General features: G+C 68.2%; 23 protein-coding genes and 1 tRNA gene. 14 read left to right on the top strand and 10 right to left on the bottom strand.

The genetic code is table 11. The features are described from left to right. Positions 1-40: 40 nt before the first annotated feature. Positions 41-355: a hypothetical protein gene (locus VI08_RS00420; RefSeq protein WP_157006168.1), complete on the bottom strand. Its 315-nt coding sequence runs from the start codon at positions 353-355 to the stop codon at positions 41-43. Between the two features lie 211 nt (positions 356-566). Beyond that, positions 567-640 (bottom strand) — tRNA-Gly (locus VI08_RS00425). Positions 641-776: 136 nt separating this feature from the next. On the opposite strand from VI08_RS00425, the gene VI08_RS20645 reads away from it, so the two are divergent. The 6 genes from VI08_RS20645 to VI08_RS00455 all read left to right on the top strand — a co-directional run bounded on the left by VI08_RS20645 (position 777) and on the right by VI08_RS00455 (position 7111). Continuing rightward, positions 777-1520 (top strand): hypothetical protein, encoded by a 744-nt coding sequence (locus VI08_RS20645; protein ID WP_052697595.1) that lies wholly within the window; start codon positions 777-779, stop codon positions 1518-1520. Positions 1521-1544: 24 nt separating this feature from the next. Then, entirely contained in the window at positions 1545-1745 is a 201-nt protein-coding gene (gene thiS / locus VI08_RS00435) for a sulfur carrier protein ThiS (protein ID WP_045827555.1), read from the top strand. A gap of 27 nt (positions 1746-1772) precedes the next feature. Beyond that, positions 1773-2573 (top strand): thiazole synthase, encoded by an 801-nt coding sequence (locus VI08_RS00440; protein WP_045827556.1) that lies wholly within the window; start codon positions 1773-1775, stop codon positions 2571-2573. Position 2574: 1 nt separating this feature from the next. Further along, positions 2575-3285 carry a tRNA (guanosine(46)-N7)-methyltransferase TrmB gene (gene trmB / locus VI08_RS00445; RefSeq protein ID WP_045827557.1) on the top strand — a complete coding sequence of 237 codons (711 nt, stop codon included), beginning with the start codon at positions 2575-2577 and terminating at the stop codon, positions 3283-3285. 76 nt (positions 3286-3361) lie between these two features. Beyond that, positions 3362-5080: a ubiquinone-dependent pyruvate dehydrogenase gene (poxB, locus tag VI08_RS00450; protein ID WP_198148805.1), complete on the top strand. Its 1719-nt coding sequence runs from the start codon at positions 3362-3364 to the stop codon at positions 5078-5080. Positions 5081-5293: 213 nt separating this feature from the next. Continuing rightward, the gene (locus VI08_RS00455) at positions 5294-7111 is read left to right on the top strand and encodes an SLC13 family permease (RefSeq protein ID WP_045827558.1); all 1818 of its coding nucleotides are present in this window, start codon (positions 5294-5296) and stop codon (positions 7109-7111) included. Between the two features lie 106 nt (positions 7112-7217). Here VI08_RS00455 and VI08_RS00460 read toward each other — a convergent pair whose 3' ends face one another. Beyond that, entirely contained in the window at positions 7218-7559 is a 342-nt protein-coding gene (locus tag VI08_RS00460; RefSeq protein ID WP_045827559.1) for a Rieske (2Fe-2S) protein, read from the bottom strand. An 80-nt stretch (positions 7560-7639) separates the two neighbouring features. Between VI08_RS00460 and VI08_RS00465 the strand changes: the two genes are divergently transcribed. The 3 genes from VI08_RS00465 to yedA all read left to right on the top strand — a co-directional run bounded on the left by VI08_RS00465 (position 7640) and on the right by yedA (position 9869). Next, complete coding sequence (locus VI08_RS00465; RefSeq protein WP_045827560.1) at positions 7640-7933, top strand: hypothetical protein; 294 nt, start codon at positions 7640-7642, stop codon at positions 7931-7933. 69 nt (positions 7934-8002) lie between these two features. Then, positions 8003-8884: a methylated-DNA--[protein]-cysteine S-methyltransferase gene (locus tag VI08_RS00470; protein WP_232309392.1), complete on the top strand. Its 882-nt coding sequence runs from the start codon at positions 8003-8005 to the stop codon at positions 8882-8884. Between the two features lie 70 nt (positions 8885-8954). Further along, the gene (gene yedA / locus VI08_RS00475) at positions 8955-9869 is read left to right on the top strand and encodes a drug/metabolite exporter YedA (RefSeq protein WP_045827561.1); all 915 of its coding nucleotides are present in this window, start codon (positions 8955-8957) and stop codon (positions 9867-9869) included. A 233-nt stretch (positions 9870-10102) separates the two neighbouring features. Here yedA and VI08_RS00480 read toward each other — a convergent pair whose 3' ends face one another. From VI08_RS00480 to VI08_RS00495, 4 genes are read right to left on the bottom strand one after another with little or no spacing between them, the layout of a single operon-like run. Further along, entirely contained in the window at positions 10103-11425 is a 1323-nt protein-coding gene (locus tag VI08_RS00480) for an ABC transporter permease (RefSeq protein ID WP_045827562.1), read from the bottom strand. Positions 11426-11435: 10 nt separating this feature from the next. After that, a complete protein-coding gene (locus VI08_RS00485; protein WP_045827563.1) occupies positions 11436-12602 on the bottom strand; it encodes an ABC transporter permease in 1167 nt (388 codons plus the stop codon). 14 nt (positions 12603-12616) lie between these two features. After that, positions 12617-13303 carry an ABC transporter ATP-binding protein gene (locus VI08_RS00490; protein ID WP_045827564.1) on the bottom strand — a complete coding sequence of 229 codons (687 nt, stop codon included), beginning with the start codon at positions 13301-13303 and terminating at the stop codon, positions 12617-12619. A 19-nt stretch (positions 13304-13322) separates the two neighbouring features. Next, a complete protein-coding gene (locus tag VI08_RS00495) occupies positions 13323-14570 on the bottom strand; it encodes an efflux RND transporter periplasmic adaptor subunit (protein WP_045827565.1) in 1248 nt (415 codons plus the stop codon). Between the two features lie 119 nt (positions 14571-14689). On the opposite strand from VI08_RS00495, the gene VI08_RS00500 reads away from it, so the two are divergent. After that, the gene (locus VI08_RS00500) at positions 14690-15388 is read left to right on the top strand and encodes a fumarylacetoacetate hydrolase family protein (RefSeq protein ID WP_045827566.1); all 699 of its coding nucleotides are present in this window, start codon (positions 14690-14692) and stop codon (positions 15386-15388) included. 70 nt (positions 15389-15458) lie between these two features. Next, positions 15459-15866, top strand: a complete 408-nt coding sequence (gene mscL / locus VI08_RS00505; RefSeq protein WP_045827567.1) for a large-conductance mechanosensitive channel protein MscL — start codon at positions 15459-15461, stop codon at positions 15864-15866. A gap of 173 nt (positions 15867-16039) precedes the next feature. Here the strand turns inward: mscL and VI08_RS00510 are convergent, their stop codons facing one another. From VI08_RS00510 to VI08_RS00520, 3 genes are all read right to left on the bottom strand, one after another. Next, the gene (locus tag VI08_RS00510) at positions 16040-19048 is read right to left on the bottom strand and encodes a TonB-dependent receptor (protein WP_232309393.1); all 3009 of its coding nucleotides are present in this window, start codon (positions 19046-19048) and stop codon (positions 16040-16042) included. A gap of 133 nt (positions 19049-19181) precedes the next feature. Further along, positions 19182-20192 carry a helix-turn-helix domain-containing protein gene (locus VI08_RS00515; RefSeq protein ID WP_045827568.1) on the bottom strand — a complete coding sequence of 337 codons (1011 nt, stop codon included), beginning with the start codon at positions 20190-20192 and terminating at the stop codon, positions 19182-19184. Between the two features lie 11 nt (positions 20193-20203). Further along, positions 20204-20482: a hypothetical protein gene (locus tag VI08_RS00520; RefSeq protein WP_045827569.1), complete on the bottom strand. Its 279-nt coding sequence runs from the start codon at positions 20480-20482 to the stop codon at positions 20204-20206. A gap of 145 nt (positions 20483-20627) precedes the next feature. On the opposite strand from VI08_RS00520, the gene VI08_RS00525 reads away from it, so the two are divergent. From VI08_RS00525 to VI08_RS00535, 3 genes are all read left to right on the top strand, one after another. Then, positions 20628-21341, top strand: coding sequence for a response regulator (locus tag VI08_RS00525; protein ID WP_045827570.1), 714 nt, complete (start codon positions 20628-20630; stop codon positions 21339-21341). After that, positions 21338-22711 carry an ATP-binding protein gene (locus VI08_RS00530; RefSeq protein ID WP_045827571.1) on the top strand — a complete coding sequence of 458 codons (1374 nt, stop codon included), beginning with the start codon at positions 21338-21340 and terminating at the stop codon, positions 22709-22711. Before VI08_RS00525 ends, VI08_RS00530 begins: the two co-directional genes overlap by 4 nt. Before the next feature lie 68 nt (positions 22712-22779). Further along, entirely contained in the window at positions 22780-24222 is a 1443-nt protein-coding gene (locus tag VI08_RS00535; RefSeq protein WP_045827572.1) for a M20/M25/M40 family metallo-hydrolase, read from the top strand. Positions 24223-24231 lie beyond the last annotated feature (9 nt).

The raw sequence follows: 24231 nt of genomic DNA on the forward strand, positions 1-24231 counted from the left end.
CATTCTTTGTTTGGTGCCGCATGGAGCCCGACCGCTTCGCCTAACGCCCCTGGAACTGGAGGACGAACGAGCCCACGAGGCACACGAATGCCGTGGCGTTGACCATCCGGCCAACGCGGTCAGCCGGCCAGCGGTTTTCGCGATAACCCTGGTAGATCTCACCGAGCCTCATGCGCACCGAGGGCCGCCGGAACGACAGGTCATACCACGCCCACAGCAGCGCGCCACACAGGAAGAGCCAGGTGCTGGGCCGGGGGTCCGTGGCTACGCGGATGAGCCCGACGAGAACGAAAATCGCAGCCATGACTTTCTGGGCGGTCGGAATCGGTGTGCGCTTTGTCACGTCCTTACTCACCACCCGTTGTCCTCTCTGCATCCTAGTACTGAACGAAGGCCTGTGCGGTGTCACGGTCAACGCGCGTGGCGGAATGCGTGACGGGATAGCCAAATGGTCCGCCCGGTATGAAACGAAAAAAGCCCCGCCATTAGGCAAGGGCTTTTTTTAGCATTTACCCCCTGAGTGAGCCTACGTAGGCGAACAAACCCGGGTGGCACGTGGTCCAAACTGGAGCGGGTGAAGGGAATCGAACCCTCGTCAGTAGCTTGGGAAGCTACAGCTCTACCATTGAGCTACACCCGCATCAGGCGGCGATGGTAATACGACTGCGGCGGGTCGCGAAAGGTGGCGGCCGCCTGAACGGTGCCAGCGGGCCTCACGCGGGGCGCAGGAAGGCGGCGCATAATCGGGCCGGGGAATGCCTACGAGGACCGCCGCCATGCGCCTTGCCACCGTATCCATCGCTGTCGTCGCGCTGCTCGGTGCCGGTTCGGCGCTGGCGCAGTCGCGCACCGTGTCCACTGCCAACATGCCGAAGCCCGGGGTGAGCTACATCTCAGGGCCGAGCGCACCCGAGCGGCGCGAGACCGTCAGCACGGGCACCCTGCCCGTGCCGCCCCGGCTCATCGTGGGCGGCCAGGTGCAGTCGACGAGTGGTTATGTCAGCGGCAGCTACGCCGATGGCGGGTACGCGAGCGATGGCTACGGTTACGGTGGCGGCGGGTACTACGGCGGGTACCCGGGCAACGGATACCCCGGCAACGGCTACCCCGGCCACGACCGCCCCGGCGGCGGGTACGGCGGCGACCACGACCATGGTCATGGCCGCCCGGGTGACAACCGCGATGGCACCACCAACACCGTCGGCTATACCAAGGGTGGCAAGCCGGACGGGTCGCCGGCCTTCGGCGTGGCGCCGCCCCGCGACAACAACGGCCGCGACCGCCACGACCACGACCACGGCGGCTGGAACAACAACGGCTACGGCAACGGGTATGGCAATGGCTACGGAAACGGCTACGGCAATGGTTTCAACAACCCGGGCGCCCCGCGCCCCAGCATCAACGAGCCCCCGCCGCGCACCTATAACCCGGTAACCGGCCAGGGCCGCGGCACGGCCCCGGGCACGGGCGCGCCGCCGCCGGTGGCCCCTGGCCAGAGCACCCTGCGCCGCGGCTACTAGCCGCCTTCCGGCTACAATGGCCGGATGCACATCACTCTTAATGGCGAAGCGCGCCCCTGCGCGCCCGGCACCTCGGTGTCGTCCCTGCTCGACGCGGCTGGCTACGCGGGCAAGCGGGTGGCGGTGGAGGTGAACCTTGAGATCGTGCCGCGCAGCGCGCACGCCACCCACCTGCTCGCCGAGGGCGACGCGGTGGAGATCGTCCACGCCATCGGCGGCGGCTGAGCCGCGCCCCTCGACGGAAGACCCCGCATGACTCATTTCTCCCCCGCTGGTGACGATGCCCTGGTCGTGGCTGGCCGCACGTTCCAGTCGCGCCTGCTCACGGGCACCGGCAAGTACAAGGACCTGGACGAAACGCGCCGCGCCACCGAGGCCGCGGGCGCGCAGATCGTCACCCTGGCCATCCGCCGGGTGAACATCGGCCAGGATGCCAGCCAGCCCAACCTGCTCGATGCACTGCCGCCCGATCGCTACACGCTGCTGCCGAACACGGCCGGCTGCTACACGGCCGACGACGCCGTACGCACCTGCCGCCTCGCGCGCGAGCTGCTCGACGGCCACAACCTGGTGAAGCTGGAGGTGCTTGGCGACGAGCGCACGCTGTACCCCGACGTGGTGCAGACCCTCATCGCCGCGGAGATGCTCGTGGCCGAGGGCTTCGACGTCATGGTGTATACCTCCGACGACCCGATCCTGGCGCGCCGCCTCGAGGATATCGGCTGCGCCGCCATCATGCCGCTGGCCGCGCCGATCGGCTCGGGCCTGGGCATCCAGAACCGCTACAACCTGCTCGAGATCGTCGAGAACGCCAAGGTGCCGGTCATCGTCGATGCCGGCGTGGGCACGGCCTCCGACGCCGCCATCGCCATGGAGCTGGGCTGCCACGGCGTGCTGATGAACACCGCCATCGCCGGCGCCAAGGATCCAGTGCTGATGGCACACGCGATGAAGCTGGCGGTGGAAGCGGGCCGTGCCGCGTTCCGCGCGGGCCGCATCCCGCGCAAGCGCTTCGCTTCCGCATCGAGCCCCGTCGACGGGCTGGTGGGCTGACATGGCACACGACGACGAGACCCCGGGCGGCACCCCGTTCCAGCGCCGCATCCGCAGCTTCGTGCTGCGCGAGGGCCGCATGACCCCGGCGCAGCAGCGCGCCTTCGACGAGCACTGGGCACGGTTCGGCCTGGATTACACGGGTGCCGCGCGCGACCTGCCCGGCACCTTCGGGCGCGAGGCGCCGCGGGTGCTGGAGATCGGCTTCGGCAACGGCGAGGCACTGGCCTGGGCGTCGGAGCACGACCTGGCGCGCGACTACATCGGCGTGGAAGTGCACGGCCCCGGCGTGGGCCGGCTCATGAACGCGCTGGCCGCGCGCGATGCCAGCAACGTGCGCCTTTACAAGCACGATGCCGTCGAGGTGCTGGAAAACGAGATCCCGCCGGGTAGCCTCAATGAGGTGCGCATCTGGTTCCCGGACCCCTGGCACAAGAAGCGCCACAACAAGCGCCGCCTGGTGCAGCCGGCCTTCGTGGCCCTGCTGGCCTCGCGCATGGCGCCGGGCGGCCTGCTGCACCTGGCCACCGACTGGGAGGCCTACGCCGAGCACATGCGCGAGGTGATGGAAGCCGCCCCGGGCTGGCGCAACCGCGTGGGGCCGGGTGCCGTGGCCGAGCGGCCGGCGTGGCGCATCGAGACCCACTTCGAGCGCCGCGGCATGCGCCTGGGCCACGGTGTGTGGGATTTCCTCTACGAATGGCACGGTTAGACAAGCCGTAGACCGTGGGCTGGGCATAGTGGGCCTTCGTGCCCACCCACGGAGCCTGCGCATGCCCATTTCCACCCTGGCCGACCTGTTCGCGGAAACCCTGGAACAGGCCGGCGTCCGCCGCATCTACGGCGTGGTCGGCGATAGCCTGAATGCCATCACCGAATCGCTCCGCCAGCGCCAGCACATCGACTGGGTGCATGTCAGGCATGAGGAAGCCGCTGCCTTCGCGGCCGGTGGCGAGGCCCAGGTGACGGGCGAGCTGGCGGTCTGCGCGGGCAGCTGCGGCCCCGGCAACCTCCACCTCATCAATGGCCTCTTCGACTGCCACCGCACGCGGGCACCGGTGCTGGCCATCGCCGCGCACATCCCCAGCGCCGAGATCGGCAGCGGGTACTTCCAGGAAACGCACCCGGTGGAGCTGTTCCGCGAGTGCAGCGTCTATTGCGAGATGGTCTCCGACCCGGCACAGATGCCCCATGTGCTCGACTCGGCCATCCGTGCCGCGGTGGGCCAGCGCGGCGTGGCCGTAGTGGTCATCCCGGGCGACGTGGCCATGCGCAAGGCCGTGGTGAAGCAGGTGACGCCCTCGGCGGGCCTGCTGCCGCCGACACCCAAGGTGGTGCCCGCCGAGCGCGAGCTGGATGCGCTGGCCGCGTTGCTCAACGCGGGCAAGCGGGTCACGCTGCTTTGCGGCCGCGGCACCGCGGGTGCGCACGCCGAGCTCATCGCGCTAGCCGATGCGTTGAAGTCGCCCATCGTCCACGCCCTGGGCGGCAAGGAATTCGTGGAGTACGACAACCCCTTCGACGTGGGCATGACCGGCCTGATCGGTTTCAGCTCGGGCTACTACGCGATGGAGGATTGCGACACGCTGCTCATGCTGGGCACCGACTTCCCCTACCGGCAGTTCTACCCCGAGGAAGCGAAGATCGCCCAGGTGGACCTGCGCCCGGAGAACATCGGCCGCCGCTGCCGTGTCGACCTCGGCGTGGTGGGCGACGTGGGCGAGACGCTGCGCGCCCTGCTGCCCCGCATCGAGCCCAAGCGCGTGCGCGGGCACCTCGATCGCTGCCTCACGCACTACGAGCGCGCCCGCGCCGAGCTCGATGAGCTGGCGGAAATCCGCCCGGGCCATGAGCTGATCCACCCGCAGCAGGTGACGAAGCTGGTGAGCGAGCTGGCCGAGGACGACGCCGTGTTCACCTGTGACGTGGGCACGCCCACGATATGGGCGGCGCGGTACCTGCAGATGAATGGCAAGCGCCGGCTACTGGGCTCGTTCGTCCATGGTTCCATGGCCAACGCCATGCCCCAGGCCATCGGCGTGCAGGCGGCCTACCCGCACCGGCAGGTCATCTCGCTTTCCGGCGATGGCGGCTTCAGCATGCTGATGGGCGATTTCATCACCCTGGCCCAGGAGGGCTTGCCAGTGAAGGTCATCGTCCTCAACAACGGTACGCTGGGCTTCGTCGAGCTGGAGATGAAGGCCGCCGGGCTCATCGAGACGGGCGTGGAGCTGCGCAACCCCGACTTTGCCGCGATGGCCAACGCCATGGGCATCCATGGCCGCCAGGTGGCCCGTGCCTCGGACCTGCCGGCCGCCATCGCCGAGGTGCTCTCGCACGAGGGGCCGGCCCTGCTCGACGTGGTCAGCAACCGGCTTGAGCTCTCCATCCCGCCGAAGATCAGCGGCGAGCAGGTGAAGGGCTTTAGCCTGTATGCGTTGAAGGCGGTGATGAGCGGGCGGGGGGATTCGATCGTGGACCTGGCGCTTTCGAACCTGAGCCGGTAAGGGATCGTGTGGGGGACGGATCATGTGGGAGCGCGCTTGCGCGCGATCGCGCGCAAGCGCGCTCCCACAATGACAGGTGTTGTTTAGCCGCGAGCCACCCCCAGCGCGTATACTCGTTCGCCATCGACAGCAGCCTGGCGCGCCAATGCCACCGCATGCCCCCATCGACCGGAACGGGATCGCCGGCTAGTGGCACTCACACTCACGCCTGAAATGATCCTCGTGCTGGGCCTGGTGGGCTTCACCATGCTCATGCTCGTGCTGGAGTGGATCCGCGCCGACATGGTGGCGCTGCTCGTGGTGGTCACCATCGGCCTCACGGGGCTGATCCCGGGCGAGCAGGTGTTCAACGGCTTCGCCGGCAACGCCGTCATCGCCATCATCGCCATCATGATCATGGGCGCGGGGCTCGACCGCGCCGGCGTGCTCAACCTCACCGCCAGCTTCGTCATGCGCATGGCGCGTGGCATGGAATCGCGCCTGGGCGTGGTGGTGAACAGCGTCACCAGCCTGTTCAGCGCGGTGATCCCCAGCCAGGCGCTGGCGGCCCTGATGATCCCGGTCACCTCGCGCCTCTCGGCGCGCACGGGCGTGCCCATGTCGCGGCTGCTGCTGCCCATGGCGTTCTGCATCCTCACGGCCACGAACACCACGCTCATCGCCAACTCGCCGCTGATCGTCCTCAACGACCTCATCGCCAGCGCCAACAGCAACCTGCCGCCGGGCGCGCACACCATCCCCAAGTTCGGCCTCTTCAGCGTCACGCCCGTGGGCCTGGTCCTCGCCCTTGTCGGCATCGCGTTCTTCTGGCTGTTCTCGAAGAAACTGCTGCCCGAGCGCGAGGACGAGCGCCTGAAGGTCACCCCCGGCCGCACGGAAAGCTACTTCGCCGATACGTACGGCATCGCCGGCGAGACGGCCGAGCTCACCGTCACCGCCGAGAGCCCCCTGGTGGGCATGAGCATCGGCGAGGTGGAGCAACTGCACGGCGCGCCGCTCATCCTCGCCATCAAGAACGGCAACGAAAGCCGCGTGGCCCCGCCCTCCGACCAGATGATCTGGGTGGGCACGGTGCTGGGCGTGCTGGCGCCCAAGGACGCCATCAACGCGTTTGCCAACAACCAGCTATGCCGCGTCTCCATGCGCATGCGCCAGCTGGGCGAGCAGTTCAACACTACCCGGGCCGGTATTTCCGAAGCCGTGGTGCCGCCCAGCTCGCGCTTCATCAAGCAGACCGTGGGCGAGCTGCGCCTGCGCAAGCGGTTCGGCATCTCGGTGCTGGCGGTGAACCGCGGCGACGAGGTGTTCCGCGAGGATGTCCGCGCAGTGGCCCTGCGCGCGGGCGATACGCTCGTGCTGCACAGCAAGTGGCGCGACCTCATGCTGGCCGAGGAAGACCGCGATATCGTCGTGGTCACCGATATCCCGAAGGAAGAACAGCGCCCCGGCAAGATCTGGCAGGCCGTGGGCTTCTTTGTCCTGGCCAAGTGCCTGGCCCTGTTCACCCACCTCGACCTTTCCGTGGCCATGATGACCGGCGCCGTGGGCATGCTGCTCACGGGCGTGCTGAACATGGACGAGGCCTACAAGGCCATCAACTGGAAGACCATTTTCGTCACCGCCTGCCTCATCCCCCTGGGCTGGTCGATGGATTCCACGGGCACCGCCAGCTGGCTGGCGCAGGAGGTGCTGGCCATACTCGGCCATGCGCCGCAGTGGGCGCTGCAGTTGTCCATCGCCGTGCTCACCCTGCTGTTCTCGCAGGTCATGTCGAACGTGGGCGCCACGGTCATGATGGTGCCCATCGCCATCAGCGTGGCCGTCACCACCGGCGGCAACCCGTCGGCCTACGCGCTGATCGTGGCCGTGTCGTCGTCGAACACCTTCCTGCTGTCCTCGGGCCACCCGGCCCTGATGATGGTGGCCGGCCCCGGCGGCTACCGGGGCAAGGACTTCCTGCGGGTGGGCCTGCCACTCACGGTGGTGGTGCTGGCGATCACGCTGGTCACCATCAACCTGATGTACCGCTAAGCCCCCGCTTGTGCTCCTCCTGTGGGAGCGCGCTTGCGCGCGATTTGGGGTTGCCACGAGTACATCGCGCGCAAGCGCGCTCCCACATGGCTCCCCAAGATAATTCTCAGGCCAGATAGACCGACCCGGCATCGACCGTCACCGGCACGCCGCGCAGGCGGTCGCCGCGGCAGGGGCCGGTCTGGCAGTTGCCGTCGGCCGCCGTGAAGGTGGCGCCGTGGGCCGCGCAGATGATGAGCCCGTTGCGGACGAGGAAGCGGCCCGGGGCGTAGTCCAGCCGGCGGCCGGCATGGGGGCAGACGTTGTAGAAGGCACTGACCATCTCACCCGCGCGGTAGACGAGGAGCGACTCGGGTTCGCCCGCGACCATGGCTTCCACTTCGATGGCGTTGCCATCGGGGATATCGTTGAGCTGGCACAGGGGGGGGGTATCGGCGGTAGTCGTCATGGCACTTGTCTATGAGGATGGGATGCCCCAAGGTAAAGAGGCTCCAACGCATGTCATTGTGCCATACGGATTTTTAACCAATGCGCTTCGTCTTCCCGCCCGTCCGCCGCTCGCGTAACCCGCTGGTCCGCGCCCTGTCCCTCGTGGCTGGCCTGGCCCTGCTCGGCGTGCTGCTCGTTTTCGGCGTGGTCGTGCTCGGCGTGCTGGTGGCCGGTGGCCTGGTGTTCTTCGCCGTGCGCCAGTGGAAGCTCGCCGCCGCCCGGGCCAACGGTGCGGTGGGCCCGCAGCCGCAGGCCGCCCGCCCGAAGGATCCGGACGTGCTCGAAGGCGAGTTCGTCGTCATCCAGCAGGGCCGCCCGGTCCACCACCACTAAGCGGCGCAAGCCCCGGATAGCCCGGCCACGGCGGCCGCCCTACGCTGGTCTCCCATGAAGGAGGCCACCATGAACCGTCCCGCGCCCGCCATGCCGACGACCCCCACCGACGATGCCCTGGAACGCGTACGCCTGGCGCTCGAGCGCGACGACACGCCCGCCGACCTGGCCAGCCTCGCCGCCATCGCGGGCCTCAGCCCCACCCACCTGCAACGCGTGTTCCGCCGCCGCTACGGCGTCAGCCCCGCGGAGTACGCGCGTGCACGCCGCTTCGGCCACCTGCGCCAGGCCCTGCGCAGCGGCTCGGCTGTCACCGACGCCGTTTACGATGCCGGCTTCGGTTCGGGTAGCCGCGTGTACGAGGAAAGCGACCGCCGCCTGGGCATGACGCCCGCCAGCTACCGCGCGGGCGGCGCGGGCGCATCCATCCGCTACACCACCACCGACACGCCCCTGGGCCAGTTGCTGGTCGCCACCACGGCGCGCGGCATCTGCTCGGTGACCCTGGGCCGCGACGACGATGAACTGGAAGCGCGGCTGGCGGACGAATTCCCGCTGGCCGCGCGCGAGCGCGTCGACGCGGGCCGTGAGGAATGGCTCGATGCCGTGATCGCCCGCGTGGCGCACGAGCTCGGCTGGAGCGACCGCGATGCGCCGGCCATGCCACCGCTCGACATCGCGGCCACCGCGTTCCAGTGGCGGGTGTGGGACGCCCTCACCCGCATACCGCGCGGTGAGACGCTCAGCTACGGCGAACTCGCCGCGAAGCTTGGCGTGCCCAAGGCCGCCCGCGCCATCGGCCGCGCCTGCGGCAGCAACAAGCTGGCGCTGCTGGTGCCGTGCCACCGCATCATCCGCGAGGACGGCAGCCTGGGCGGCTGGCGCTGGGGCATGGCGATCAAGCAGCAGCTGCTCGCCACCGAGCGTGCCATGAACGCCGCTCAAGGCTGACCCGCGAAGGTTTCGCTGCTGCGTTGCGCGCGGCGGCGATATCCTCACGGTTCACTGCCCTGGTCCAGCTATGTCAGACGCCGCCTGCCCCTCCCCTTCCACGTCCACCGGCGCCGATGCGTCGCGCTGGCTCGTGCCGCTGTCGCTGTTCGCCCTGTATGTGATCTGGGGCTCCACCTACCTCGGCATCCGCTATGCGCTGGTGAGCTACCCGCCGTTCCTGCTGGCCGCGCTGCGCTTCGCCATCGCGGGCATCCTCTTGATGGCCGTGCTGTGCGTGCGCGGCGCCACGCTGCCCACCGCCCGGCAATGGCGCAACGCGGCCATCGTCGGCACCTTGCTGCTCGCTGGCGGCAATGGGCTGGTGTGCTACGCCGAGCAATCGGTGAGCTCGGGCATCGCCGCCGTGGCGGTCGCCAGCATGCCGCTGTTCGCCGCGGTGTTTGGCGGCATGTATGGCGAGTGGCCGTCGCGCGCGGAAACCGCGGGCCTGGTGCTCGGCTTCGTCGGGGTGATCGTGCTGAACCTGGGCGCCGGCCTGTCCGGCTCGCCGCTGGGCGCCATCGCACTCATCGTGGCGGCCTCGTGCTGGGCGTTTGGCTCGGTGTGGTCGAAGCGCCAGGACATGCCCAAGGGCCCGATGAACACCGCCGCGCAGATGCTCTGCGCCAGTGTCTCGCTCGGCATCCTGGCGCTGCTGCACGGTGAGCGGCTGCCCGCGCACCCGCAGGCGTCGGCCACGGCGGCCCTGCTCTACCTCGTGGTGTTCGGCTCGCTCATCGCGTTCAGCGCGTACCTCTACGTGCTGAAGACGGTGCGCCCCGCGCTGGCCACCAGCTACGCCTACGTGAACCCACCCGTGGCCGTGCTGTTCGGCGTGGCGCTGGCGGGCGAGCATGTCGGCCCGTTCGATCTGGCGGGCATGGCCATCATCCTCGTGGGCGTGGGCATTATCACGATGATGCGCCAGCGCAAGGTGGCCTGACCGGTGATGTGACGGCCGTCGCACTCTGCGCGGCCTTCACCTTTTTTCAGAATTATCCAATGTGCGAGGCCCACGGGCCGCCCCTAGGCTCTCCTGCCGTCCCCGCAGGAGAGCCCCTTGGAAGGCGCCCACCTCGCTCGCATACGCCGCCTCCGTCACTGCGGCGCGCGCCTGGCCATGCTGCTGTGGCTCGGCATCGCCGCGCTGGCATCCTGCCAGCCTTTTCCCGCTAACTAGAGTTCGCGCAGGGCCGTCGTGACCGGCACGCGGGCCGCGCGCAGCGCCGGGAACAGGCCGCCGATGAAGCCGATGGCCAGCGCCCACTTCAGGCCCGTCCAGAGCAGGCCGGGGCCGACCTGGAACTGGAATACCACCTGGCTGAAGTTCGCGCCCAGCGTCGACGCGGTGTAGTTGTGGAAGATGAGCCAGACGATGCCCGCGCCGATCACGCCGCCGAGCAGGGCCAGGAGCATGGTCTCGAGCATCACCGACACCACCACGGGCACGCCGCGGAAGCCGATGGCGCGCAGCGTGGCGATCTCCCGTGCACGGGCCTGGATGGCGGCGAACATGGTGTTCAGCGCGCCGAACACGGCGCCGATGGCCATGATGATGCCGACGGTGATGCCCACGATGCGCAGCGTCTTCGTCAGCGCCTCGGATTGCTTGCTGAAATAGGCCTGCGTCGTGGTCACGTCCACCTTCAGGCGCGGGTCGGCCGCCAGGTTCGCCTTGAACGCGTCGAACGCCTTGGGTGAATCCAGCAGCACCGTCACCGACTGCACGCTACTGCCACGCCGGTAGGCCGAGGCGACGCTCTGTGTATCGCCCCACAGCTCGGACTCCAGCGCATCGTGCGACGCGAACGTGCCCACCACCGTCCAGGTCTGGCCCGCGAGGCGGATGGCCTTGCCCACGTCCAGGCCCGCGAACTGGCCCTTGGCACCCTTGCCGACGATGAGCTCGCGCAGGCCCGGCTTGAAAGTGCGCCCCTCGATGATCTTCACGTTATCGCGCAGCGCCCATACATCGTTGCTCACGCCGCGGATGGGTACGTTCGAATCGCTGTTGGGGTCGCTCTTGCGCGGCAGGTTGGCCACCACGACGAGCTCGCCCGAGGCGATGGGCCGGCCCTGCGCGTTCTTCTTCACCCCCGGCGCCTGCATCACCACGTTGGCGCTGTCGCGGTCCAGGATGGAATTGAGCTCGGCCTGCGAGCCACCGCGCAGCACGATGGCGGTGTGGTCGTTACCTGAGGCGCGAAGGGTTTCGGCGAAGCCTTCGCTCATGGCGAGCATCGCCACCAGCACGCCGACGACGCCGGCAATGCCGACCACGACCACCGACGACGAGCCCAGCCGCTGCGTGACGGTAGAGAGCCCCACGCGCGTGACCTGCCACGTCTGCCGGCCCCGCCGCGTCAACGCCATCCACAGCGCGACCAGCACGGCGAGCGCCACGACGCCCTGCCACGGCAGCATCGTCCACAGGGTGAGGAACACCGCGATGATGGCGAGCATCATCACGCCGTAGAGGAACTTCTTGAAAGTTTTCATGTGCGGTTCCTCAGCGCCCGGCGAGCGCGTCGACGATTTTGAGGCGCATGGCGCGCAGGGCGGGCAACGCGCCCACGACGGCGCCGATGACCAGCATGAGCACGAAACCAAGCACCCAGGTCTGCGTGCCCACGGGTGGCAGGTTGAGCATGCCCCCGCTGCCCTTCGCCACGATGGGCACGATGACGCCCGCGAGGCCCAGGCCCAGCACGCCGCCGAGCACCAGCAGCAGCACGCTCTCCGCCAGCACCATGTAAAGCACGCTGTGGCTGGAGAAGCCGATGGTCTTCAGCACTGCCAGCTCGCTGGTGCGCTCGCGCACCGCCTGCGCCATGGTGTTGCCGGTGAGCAGGATCAGCGTGAAGAACACGGCGCCCATGATCGCGGTGACGATGAGGCCGATGTCGCCGATCTGTTTGGCGAACGACGCGTTGAAGGCCTGCTCGGTCTGCGTCTTCGTCTCGTGGTCGGAGTTGGCCGAGAGCGCGTCGACGGCCTTCGCCACGCGGTCGGCATCCTGCGGCGAGGCAAGGCGCAGCACGTACCAGCCCACCGTGGTGCCGATGCTCTGGAACGCGTTGGCGTCCTCGAAATACTTGTGGTGGAAAAAGAACTGCTGGTCGGTGCCATTGGCCGCGCCCGGTGCGGCCGTGTAGATGCCGACGATGTCGAAGGGCCACGTCTTGTCGCCGTTGCGCTGTGGGAAGATGGTGGACTGCAGCGGCACCTTGTCACCCACCTTCCAGCCAAACCGTTTCGCCAGCGCCGCGCCGACAATGGCGCCCGTGCGCGTGGCCTCGTACGCCTTGCGCTGTTCGGGGGCCAGCTGTATCTCGTGGAAGATATCGAAGTAGTTATCGCTGACGGCGAAGCTCAGCACGAAGTTTTTCGGATCCTGGTAGATGCCGCCAAACCAGTTCGAGTAGCCCACGTCCTTCACGCCCGGGATGGCTTTCATCTGCAGCGTGAGGCTGGCGGGCAGCGACTGGATGATGGAGTAGCGCGACGTGGTGACGAGGCGGTCCACGCCGATGACGTTGTTGCCCGAGTCGAATGCGGAGCGCGTGGCGTCCAGCATGCCAAACAACAGGAACGCGGCCAGGATGGAGATGAGCGTGAAGAACGTGCGCGCCTTGCGCCGAAACAGCGCGGCCCAGATGAGGTGGAAGTATTTCATGGCGGTGCCCCCGGTCAGGCCGACGCCTGCTCGACGAGGGTGCCCTTGTCGAGGTGCAGCGTGTGGTTGGCGTACTCCGCCGCCTTCGGGTCATGCGTGACCATGACGATGGTCTTGCCATGTTCGCGGTTGAGCTCGCGCAGCAGGCCCAGGATGTCCTCGGCCGATTGGCGGTCGAGGTCGCCGGTGGGCTCGTCGCACACCAGCAGCGTGGGGTCGGAGACGATGGCGCGGGCGATCGCCACGCGCTGCTGCTGGCCGCCGGAAAGCTCCGATGGCTTGTGCGCCGCGCGGTCAGCCAGGCCGACGAGCTGGAGCGCGATGGCCGCGTTCTGCGCGCGCTGCTTCGCCGAAAGCCTGGTCAGCAGCAGGGGCAGCTCGACGTTGCGCTGCGCGCTCAGCATGGGCATGAGGTTGTAGAACTGGAACACGAAGCCCACGTGCGCGGCGCGCCATCGGGCCAGTGCGCCGGCGCCGAGCTGGTCGATGCGCTCGCCTGCCACCGTGAGGCTGCCGCCGGTCGGCGTGTCCAAGCCGCCGATGAGGTTCAGCAGCGTCGTCTTGCCCGAGCCGGAGGGGCCCATCAGCGCGAGGAAGTCGCCCTCGGCGATCTTCAGGTCCACGCCGTGCAGCACTTCGACCTTCTGGCGGCCGCGTTCGTAAACCTTCGAGAGATCCTGGATATCGATCAGGGTGGCCATGCGTGTGTCTCCGGAAAACTCAGGGCGTGGGCGGGGTCACGTGGACGGCGGTGCCATCGGTGACGGTGTCGGGGGGCGTGGTGATGACGGTGTCGCCGGCGGCTAGGCCCGCGGTGACCAGGCGCAGGTCGTTCACGGCATCTTTCGCCGCGGTGACCTCGTGGCGGTGCGCCTTGTCGTCGTCGACGGTGAACGCCACTTCCTTGCCATCGCGCGGCACGATGGCGCTGGCGGGCACCATCACGCCCTTGGGCGCAGCGGTGGCCGCGGCCTCGCGGCGCTCGAGGAAGCTCACGCGCACGCCCATGTCGGGGACGATACGCGCGTCCTTGCTCTCCAGCGCGACGCGTACCTTCACCGTGGCCTTGCCGCGGTCGGCGGCCGGCACGATGGCGATGACGTGCGCGGGGATGCGCCAGTCGGGGTAGGCGTCGAGCACGGCCTCGGCCGCCATCGCGGGCTGCACGCGGCCGATGTAGGCCTCGTTGACGTCCACGTCGATCTCGAGCGAATCCATGTCGACGATGGTGCCGACACCGGTGCGGGTGAAGCCGCCACCGGCGGAAAGCGGCGACACGATCTCGCCCACCTGCGCGGCCTTGTCGGTGATCACGCCATCGAAGGGCGCGCGCACCACGGTGTAGTCGAGGTTCACCTGCGAAACGCCCACCTGCGAGTCCGCCGCCTGCGCCTGGCGGCGGGCCGTATTGAGCTGCGCGCGGTAGGTGTTGGCCTGGGTCCGGGCCTGCTCGGCCAGTTGCTTCGAGACCAGCCCGCGGCCCACCAGCGCTTCCTGGCGCGTGGCATCGCGCAGCGCCTGGTCGAGCTGTGCCTCCGCCTGCGCCACGCTGGCGTGCGCGGCGGCCGCGTTGGCCTGGGTGGACTGCAGGCTGGCGCGCAGGGCGTTGTCCTCGAGCCGGGCCAGCACCTGGCCTTTCTTCACCCGGTCGCCTTCCTCGATCAGCACCTCGGTGAGCGTGCCGGTGATCTGGGCCGAGACCGTGGCCTGGCGGCGTGCCGTGACATAGCCGGTGGCCTGCAGCACGGCGCCCGCCTGGCTGGCCGAGGCGGGCGCGACGGCGGTAGCCGTCTGGACATCCACGGGGCGGTGGCCGAAGGCGACCCACGCCCCGCCGGCCAGGGCGAGCACCAGCACCACGGCGCCACCGATGGCGGCGATGCGCCCCCAAGGCGGGCCACCGCCCGGGGCGTCCTTGTGCTGTTTGTCGATCTTCAGCTGCCGGAGCAGCTCGGCGTTCGAATTCATGGCCCCTCGCGTTCCCCGATGCGTTGCACAGGCAAGATCATGCGAACCCCGGCGACCGTGCGCCATTCGGCGGCATCAGTCATCTGCCGTGACAGGTGTCACCTGATAGGCTTGCGGGCATGACGACCCAGACCCCCACCGTAATCCCCGCGCCGGCCCCGCCGAGCATCCCCGTCGCCGGCCAGGCCGGCCGCTTCCCCGTCCGCCGCATCTTCTGCATCGGCCGCAACTACGCCGACCATGCGAAGGAGATGGGCGCCAGCGTGGACAAGTCGAACCCGATGTTCTTCACCAAGCCGGCCGATGCGATCGTGACCGACGGCGCCGACGTACCCTACCCCTCCGCCACGAGCGACCTGCACCACGAGGTGGAGATGGTGGTGGCCCTGGGCGCGGGCGGCCGCGACCTGACGGCCGACGCGGCGCGCGAGCTGGTCTGGGGCTATGGCGTGGGCCTGGACCTCACCCGCCGCGACCTGCAGGCGCAGGCCAAGGCCAAGGGCGCGCCGTGGGACGTGGCCAAGGCCTTCGACCACTCGGCCCCCGTCTCGGCGCTGGTGCCGGCCACCCAGGCCACGCCCACGGCCGCCACGCGCATCACGCTCGAGGTCAACGGCCAGGTGCGCCAGCAGGCCACGCTGGGCGAGATGGTGCTCGACGTGGGCGAGATCCTCGCGGCACTATCCACGTTGTTCGAGCTGAAGGCGGGCGACCTCGTCTTCACGGGCACGCCGGCGGGTGTATCCGCCTTGCAAAAGGGCGATGCGTTCCGTGCGTCACTGGAAGGCATCGCGGCGTTCGAGGGGCGCATAGCGTGAATTCGCGCAATCCTTACACACGGGTCGCTAGGTTCGTACGTTCGACACGACGCAACGAGGAGTCCATTCGATGAGCATGATCGAAGAATTCAAGAAATTCGCCCTGCGCGGCAACGTGATCGACCTCGCGGTCGGTGTGGTCATCGGCGCTGCTTTTGGCAAGATCGTCACGTCGCTTGTCGACAACATCATCATGCCGCCCATCGGCATGCTGATAGGCGGCATCGATTTTTCCGACTGGAAGTGGGTATTGAAGCCCGCGGATGCGGCGACCAAGACGGCCGAAGTGGCCATCCAGTACGGCGTGTTCATCAATGTGCTGATCCAGTTCATCATCGTCGCCATCGCGATCTTCCTGGTGGTGAAGGCCATCAACAAGCTCACCCGCCACGAAGAGAAGGCCGCCGCCACGCCGGCCGACGTGGTGCTGCTGCAGGAAATCCGCGACCTGCTGAAGCAGAAGAACAACACGCCCTGATAAACAAGCTCTTCTCGCATTACGATCGCCAGCAAGCTGGCTCCTACCAGAACAACGAAAAAAAGGCCGCTGGTCGGGAAGAGCCAGCGGCCGATCTGGGGAGGGTGGCGCCAGGGAGATGAGCCTCACGGCTCGGGCGCCTTATTGTTGGTATGCGGTGCCGCGCGTGCGGCTTAGAAGTCGTACGTGATGCCGAAGCGGGCGTAACGCGGCGTGCTGTAGTACGTGACGCGGCCGTAGTTCGTGTTCGGCGACGCCGTGGTGCCATAACGCACGTAGCTGGCCGTGGCCTTCGACTCGTTCAGCACGTTGTAGACCATCACGTTGAACGCGAGCTTCTGGCCGGCCCACATCGGGCGGTATTCCGCCGACAGCGACACGATGTGCTGCCACGGCTGGCGGCCGGCGGAGCCCGGGGGCGAGGGCTGGCCACCGCAGTAGTGGTAGTAGCTGCCGTAACCCACCGGGTTGCTCTGGTCGGCGCCGTAGTAACCCAGGCAGGTCTTCGGCGTGCCCGACATCACCAGGATGTTGCCCGAGAGCATCCACTCCGGCGCCACCTGCCACGATCCGTAGGCCTTGAACTGGTGCTTGCGGTCGTTCGAGAGCAGGCCGTTGGAATATTCCATGAGCTTGCCGAAATCCCAGTCCACGGTGGCCGAGACGTCGGTCTGGCCGATATCCGAACGCACCTGGCCCTCGGTGTTGCCGTAGCTCTTCGAGTACAGGTAATCGATCTTGCCGGTCCACGTGCCGTCGAACGGGTGCTCGAGGTAGCTCTCCAGCGCGTAGTAGCTGCGCTTGGCATGCGGCATGCCGAAGTCGGCGGCGGTGACGGTCACGCTGTCGTAGCCGCCGGCGCCGTTCGCCACGCGGTAGGTGTTGGCACGGCCGGGGTTCGACAGGTAGCAACCGTTGAGGCTCGTGGCATCCACGTCATAGCCGAGCGACGCGGCCTTGGCGGCGATGGTGTCGGTGTCGCAGATATCGTCCAGGATATTGCGCAGCTTGCGCACCTGCGCCTTCATGCCCCAAACGATATCGGTGTTCACCTGGTGGTCGAAGCCGAGCTGGTACTCGTCCTGGTATTCCGACTTGATGTTGCTGGCCGCCACCGTCTTCGCGTCCGGCGATACACCGTATTCGTTGTTGGCCGACACCGCGCCGCCCGTCGACGAAGCCAGTGCCGTCAGGCCGGTCGGGTAGCCGTTCGCATCGATGCCCGTATAGGTGTAGTACTGGTTCGTGTACAGCGAGCCCGCGGCGGCGCGCAGCGCCACCGAGGCCGGCATGGCGAGGTAGTAGCGGCCCGCGTTGGCGTACACCTTCAGCGACGAATCACCGTTCACATCCCACGCGGCACCCAGGCGCGGTGCCCACTGCGGCTTGGTCAGGCGCAGGAAGGCATCGCCACTGGGGTTGTAGTTGGTGAACTGGTCATTGCGGATACCCAGCTTCACCAGCCAGCGGTCGCTGACCTGCCAGCTGTCTTCCAGGTACTGCGCACGCTGCTTCACGCGCACCGAGGCCGAGGTGCTGTAGAGGTACTTGTTGACGTAGTAGCCCGTCTCGCCGCCCGCGCCCGTGTTCGGCGCCGCCACGAAGGGGAAATCGCTGATGGCCGTGGCGGCATCCCCGTAGCCGTACTGCCACGCCGTCGCGGTCTCGCCATCGTCCACGTCATGCGAATCGAGGTTGTCGATACCGCCGGTGATGGTGTGGTCGCCAAGCTTCCACGACAGGTCGATGCGCAGGTTGCGCGTGGTGGCCTCGTGGTTGGGGTTGGCGATGGTCAGCGCCGACTGCGCGTTGTTGATGCTGCTGCCACCCGTGATCGCCGGGTTCTGGTTTTCCGGGTTCAGGATGTAGGTAAGCGACGGGTCGTACCCCGGCGTCTCGCTGTAATACGTCATCTTCTGCTTGCCGTACATGGCGGTCAGCGTGATGTCGTCGGTGATGTAACTGGTGTACTTGGCGATGTAGACGCGGGCGTCGTTCTTGGTCGAGGTATCCTGGCTGTTCAGCGCGCCGGTTTCGCCCGTATCGTAGTCGTAATCGTAGTAGTTACCCTTGTACTGGGTCTTGCTGCCGGCGCCCGTCAGTTCGAGGATGTTGTTGTCGTTGATGTTCCAGTCGACCTTCGCGTACCACTTCGGGTCGTGGTACTCGTACTTGTTGTTGTACGAGGTGGTCACATCGGTGACCGAATTGGAGTGCTGTTTCTCCTGCTCCACGGCGGCGAAGAAGAACAGCTTGTCCTTGATCAGCGGGCCGCCCACGTAGGCGCTCTCGGTGGCCGTCCACGAGTTGTTCTGCGAATAGCGGCGGTAGATGTCGCCGGCGTTGGCACCACTGACGTAGTACGAGCTCGGGCTGGTACCCCGGGCGAACGCCGGCTGCCAGAGCAGCTGCGCACCGAAGTGCCACTCGTTGGTGCCGCGCTTGCCGCTCTGGCTGATCACGCCGCCATCGGAGCGGCCATAGGCTGCGCCGTAGCCACCACCCAGGATTTCCTGCTGGTCGATCGCGCCATACGGCAGCGTGATGCCGCCGAAGCCGCTAAGCGGGTCGGTGGTGTTGAAGCCGTTGAGGTAGTACGCGTTCTCCGTCACCGACGAACCGCCGATGGAGACGAGCGAATTGCTGTTGGTGGTACCACTGAAGCCGCTGTAGCCGGGCACGACGCCGGGCGCGAGCAGCGCGATGGCTTCGGCGCTACGGGCGAGCGGCAGCTTCGCCAGCTGTTCGGAGGTGATCACGGTGCGCGAGTCGACGCTGGATACGTCCACCGGCGGCAACGCGTTGGCCGAGACGGTGACCGAGCCCAGGCTGGTCGCCTCGGTAGCAGCCACGGCACCGGCGAACGACACTTCCGTACCCGAGCCGACGCGCAAGCCCACGTCGTTGCGGCTGTCGACGGGCTGGCCACCCTTCATCAGCGTGACGGTATACGAGCCGAGCGGCAGCGAACCGATGGTATAGCGGCCGTCGGCACCGACAGCCACCTCGCGCGATACGCCGGTGCCGCTGCGCGCCACGACGCTTTCGCCCTCGGCGACGGGGGCCTGGCCGAAGATGCTGCCGGTGGTGGACTGGGCGAACGCGGCACCCGAGCCCAGCGCAAGGGCGAGCGCAAGACTGATCCGGCTCAGCCGGACCGAGGAATAAACATGCTTGGACACAACGGGACTCCCCAAATGGACTAAGAAGGCCAACCGCCGGCGCAACGCCTGGCGTTGCGCCATCCCCACTGCACCGGAGGCTGGCTAGCGTGCGCCGCGTTTCGTACGCGATGGCCGCACAGCCAATGTAGTGTTAAATCCGCGTGGCCACGTGGGCCGGAACTGCACCATCGCTCGGCGATTCCTTGGCCGTATGGACGGCCATGCGCGAGGCTTGCCGCCACGATCGCGGCGAAAGCCCATACGCCTCGCGGAAACTGCGGCCGAAGTGCGTCATGTCGCCAAACCCCCACGCCTGGGCGATCTGCGCGATGCTGCGGTAGCGCAGCGCAGGGTCGGCGAGCTCGCGGCGGCAACGTGCCAGCCGCTCGGCTCGCACCCAGCGCATGAGGGTCACCTCCTCGTCGGCGAAAAGTTCGAAGAGGTAGCTGGTGGAAAGGCCCACGCCCTTGCCGATCATCTCCGCGCACAGCGCGGGGTCGGGCAGGTGCTCCCGCACGTAGCGTCGCACCTGCTCCTTGTGGTGCCGGCGCAGCTGCGACGGTGGCGGCATCAGGTCGCCCACGGTGGCCGTGGCGGCGGCCAGCATATGCGGTATCGCTTCGACGAGCCGGTCGGCCACGTCCTCGGTCATGTCCTCGGCGTGGTCGAACAGCTCGCGATACAGGCTGCGCAGGAACGTGGCCGATGCCACGTGCCCGCGCACGCCAATGGCCGCCACCTGCTCAAGACGGGGCACGGCGTCGCGCAGGACGGAGAGTGGCAGGTAGGCCGCCTGCACCAGCGAACGGCCGGTCTCGACGCGGAACGGCCGCGACAGGTCGATGAGGCAGAAGTCACCGGGCATGATGTCGCTGCGGCGGCCGTGCTGCTCCACGCGGCTCTCGCCCTCGAGCTGGAGTACGAGCAGGGCCGCATGGCGGTGTTCGCGCGGCAGCTGGTCGCTGCTGAACACGTGTGGCTTGTGGCTGAAGGTGGCGAAACGCAGCCGGTGCCCGGCATAGCCATCGAGCAGCACGGTGTTGCCGGTTTGGCGCGCCGGTCCTTGGCGGAAATCGTCCCAGAAGCGCTGTGCGATGGCCAGGTGCTCGCGGGGTGCGGGCAGCGGCGGCGAGGTGCGCAGGGCGGTCAGCGGCGTGGGCACGTCGGGTCTCCTCAAGGGCCGGGGTACGGATCGAAATCGTCGTCATCGCCGTCCGGTGCCATGGCATGCGGCGGGAACCCCTTCGATGCCATGCATTCGTCCATCATGTCCTGCGGCACCGGGTCGTCGGCTTCGCCGTCGTAATCCACCCAGCATGCGTCGAGGGCGGCCTCGAACGCGGGATCGCGCGGCGGGTGGCGGGGGGCGTCGCGGTCCTGCGCATAAGCGGCCGCGGCGGCCGTCATCGCGAAGGCGAACAACGTGGTGCTCCAGCGGGGGAAGACGAGCATGGAAGGGCCTGCGTGGCTGCGGTTGCCATGCAGGCTAGCCCCCGCGCGTCACCCGGCGTTGTCGCCGTGTGTCGGGTTTGTTTCAAGTGATGACAGGGCCGACACGCGCCGCGGGCCGGTTTCTGCTATCAAAAGCGCCATGGTCATGGATACCCACGCCCTCATCCTGGTCGTCGACGACGACCCTGAACTTCGCGACCTGATCGCCGGCTTCCTCGGCGGGCATGGCTTTCGCGTGCAAACGGCCGAAAGCGCCGCGCAGATGGACCGCACCATCGCCCGCGAGCGCCCCGACCTGGTGGTGCTCGACGTGATGATGCCGGGCGAGGACGGCCTCTCCGCCGCGCGGCGGCTGGCGGCGGAAAAAGGCCCGCCCGTCATCATCCTCAGCGCACTGGGTGGCGATACCGACCGCATCATCGGCCTGGAGGTGGGCGCGGACGATTACCTGCCCAAGCCGTGCAACCCGCGCGAGTTGCTGGCGCGCGTGCGCGCCGTGCTGCGCCGCGTGGCCCCGGGCGACGCGGTGGCGCCCGACGAGGCCCGCCCCTATCTCTTCGCGGGGTGGCGGCTGGATGTCACGCGCCGCGACCTGCGCGACCCCACCGGCATCTTCATCAATCTCTCCGATGGCGAGTTCGCCCTGCTGCGGGCGTTCGTCGACCACCCCCAGCGCATCCTCAGCCGCGACCAGCTGCTGGATCTCGTGCACGGCGGCCGCACGGAGGTCTTCGACCGCGCGATCGACACGCAGATCAGCCGGCTGCGGCGCAAGCTCAACGACCGTGCCGCCATGGAGATGATCCGCACCGTGCGCAACGAGGGCTACATGCTGGTGCCAAAGGTGGCGCGCGCATGATCCGCCTGCCCCGCCTGTCGATCTTCGCGCGCAGCTTCCTCATGATGGCGTGCGCCTTGCTGGTGGCCGAGGCCGTCGGCTTCCTCGTCTTCACCATGCGCCCGCCCCGGCCGGCGCCTTCGGCTGGCCTGTTCGACATCGTGACCGCGCTGCGCCCCGACCTGCAGGCGTTTGGCCATCCCTTCGACAGTGGCCGGCCGCCCGGCGACATGGGCGCGCAGGGTGGCTTCGGCCCACCGCGCTCGGTGGACCTTGACGTGGCAACGGCCAAGGCGCCGCCGTCGATGCCACGCGACGTCGACACGGGCGCCTCGACGCGCCTCGCCGACCGCCTCGCGGGCATGCTCGCGACGCCCCCCGACCAGCTGCGCGTTTACGCCACGAAGGATGCCTTCGGGCCGATGGCCGGCCCCATGCGCGCCGTGGCGGGTGCGGGTTCCGTCATCGCGCTGCGCCAGGACGACGGCACGTGGCGCGTCGTGACGGTGCCCGGGACGCCATTCGCCGATACCGTCGTCGCGCGGCTGCTGTGGATGCTGGGCCTTGGCATCCTGGTCATGCTGCCATTGGCCGGCGTGTTCGCGCGCGCGCTGTCCGCGCCCATACGCCGCTTCGCCGACGCCGCGCACCGCCTCGGCGGCGATACGAACGCGCCCCCCGTGCCGCGCGAGGGCCCCACCGAAATGCGCCAGGCGGTCGACGCGTTCAACGCCATGCAGGCACGCATGAACCGCATGATGCAGGAGCGCACGCACATGATCGCGGCCATCGCGCACGACCTGCGCACGCCGCTCACGCGCCTGTCGTTCCGCCTCGATGGCCTGCCACCGCCCTTGGGCGAGAAAGTGGACGGCGATATCCGCGAGATGAAGACGATGATCTCGGCCGCTCTGGATTTCATCCGCGACCGCTCGTCGGGGCCGCATCGCCAGCCGCTCGACCTGCGCCTGCTGGTGGAAAGCGTGGCCGACGACCTCGTCGATGTCGGCCACGATGTCTCGCTGCAGGCCGGCGAGGCCATCACGGTGGACGGCGACCCCGTGGCCCTGCGCCGCGCCGTGGTGAACCTCGTGGAGAACGGGCTGAAATACGGTGACCGCGTGCGCATGCGCCTGCGCTTCCAAAACCACGCGTGCGTGCTGGAGATCGACGACGACGGCCCCGGCATCCCCGAGCCGATGCAGCGCCAGGTGTTCGAGCCGTTCTTCCGCCTGGAGGCATCACGCAACCGGGATACCGGCGGGATCGGCCTGGGGCTCGCCAGCGTGCGCGCCATCGTGTCGGAGCACGGCGGCCAGGTGGAGCTGCGCAACCGCCGCGAAGGCGGCCTGCGGGCATCGCTTACGCTGCCGGCGCGCCGCCATGCATGACTTCCTACCTACGCGCTGGCCCGGGGTCACGGGTCCATAATCGGGTCTTTCCGTCCCCGGGGGTCCCCATGCGTCCTGCTCTTCGTCTCCACGCGCTCGCCGCGTGCATCGCCCTTGCCTGCCCCGCTTTCGCCGCCGAGAAGGCCACCACGATCCCCGCGAAGGCCGTGGAAGCCGCCACCGCGCTGCGCGACAAGGCCATGGCCGACAACACCGGCTACGAATTCGTCAGCGGCCTTACCACCGAAGTGGGCCCGCGCCTCGCCGGTAGCGCCGCCGACAAGCGCGGCGTCGAATGGACCGTCGCGAAGTTCAAGGCCATGGGCTTCGACAAGGTGTACACCGAAAAGGTGAGCTACCCGCTGTGGGAGCGCCGCAGCGAGCACGCCGCCATCGTGGCGCCCTACCCGCAGAACCTCTTCGTCACCGCCCTGGGCTATTCCGCCGGCACGCCGGCCGGCGGCCTCACCGCCGACGTGGTGGCGTTCGATACGCTCGATGCGCTGAAGGCGGCCGACCCCGCCACGGTGAAGGGCAAGATCGTCTACGTCAGCACCCACATGCAGCAGCAGAAGGACGGCCACGACTACGGCATGGGCTCTGCCACGCGCACGCGCGGCCCGGTGCTTGCCGCGAAGATGGGCGCCGTCGGCTACCTGCTGCGCTCCGCCGGCACCGACCCGCATAGCCGCACCCCGCACACGGGCGTCACGGGCTTCACCAAACCCGAAGACGCCATCCCCGCCGGCGCGCTGTCGCTGCCCGATGCCGACCAGCTAGAGCGCGTGCTGAAGGAAGGCAAGCCGGTCACCATCAAGCTCGACCTCGACGTGGGCTTCAAGGGTACCTACGAGGGCGAAAACGTCATCGCCGAAGTCACCGGCCGCAAGAAGCCCAACGAAGTGGTCGCCATCGGTGGCCACCTCGATTCGTGGGACCTGGGCACGGGTGCCATCGACGATGGCGCGGGCGTGGCCATCGCCGCCGCGGCCGCCAAGCTCATCAAGGACATGCCACTGCGCCCCGATCGCACCATTCGCGTCATCGCTTTCGCGAACGAGGAAATGGGGCTGTGGGGTGGCCGCGCATATGCCGAAGCGCACGCGAAGGATGTTGCAAAGTTCCAGCTGGGCACCGAGTCGGATTTCGGCGCCGGCCGCATCTGGCGCATGACGGCGTCGGTGAAGCCCGGGGCGCGCGGCGCCATCGAGCAGATCGCCAAGGTGATCGAGCCCATCGGCGTGGCCTACGACCCGAACAAGCCGGGCGGCGGTGGTTCCGACCTGTCGCAGATGCACGCGAAGGGCATGGCCGCGCTGTCGCTGACGCAGGATGGCACCGACTATTTCGACTACCACCACAACGCCAACGACACGCTCGACAAGATCGACCCGAAGGCCCTGGCGCAGAACGTCGCGGTCTATGCCACGTTCGCCTACATGGCCGCGCAGGCCGACGGCAACTTCGGCTCGGCCCCGGATGCGTTCAAGGGCGACGGCGCGCACGACTGACGCCCGGCG

Origin of the sequence: Luteibacter yeojuensis (assembly GCF_000964085.1) — a bacterium.
Classification (GTDB): domain Bacteria; phylum Pseudomonadota; class Gammaproteobacteria; order Xanthomonadales; family Rhodanobacteraceae; genus Luteibacter; species Luteibacter yeojuensis_A.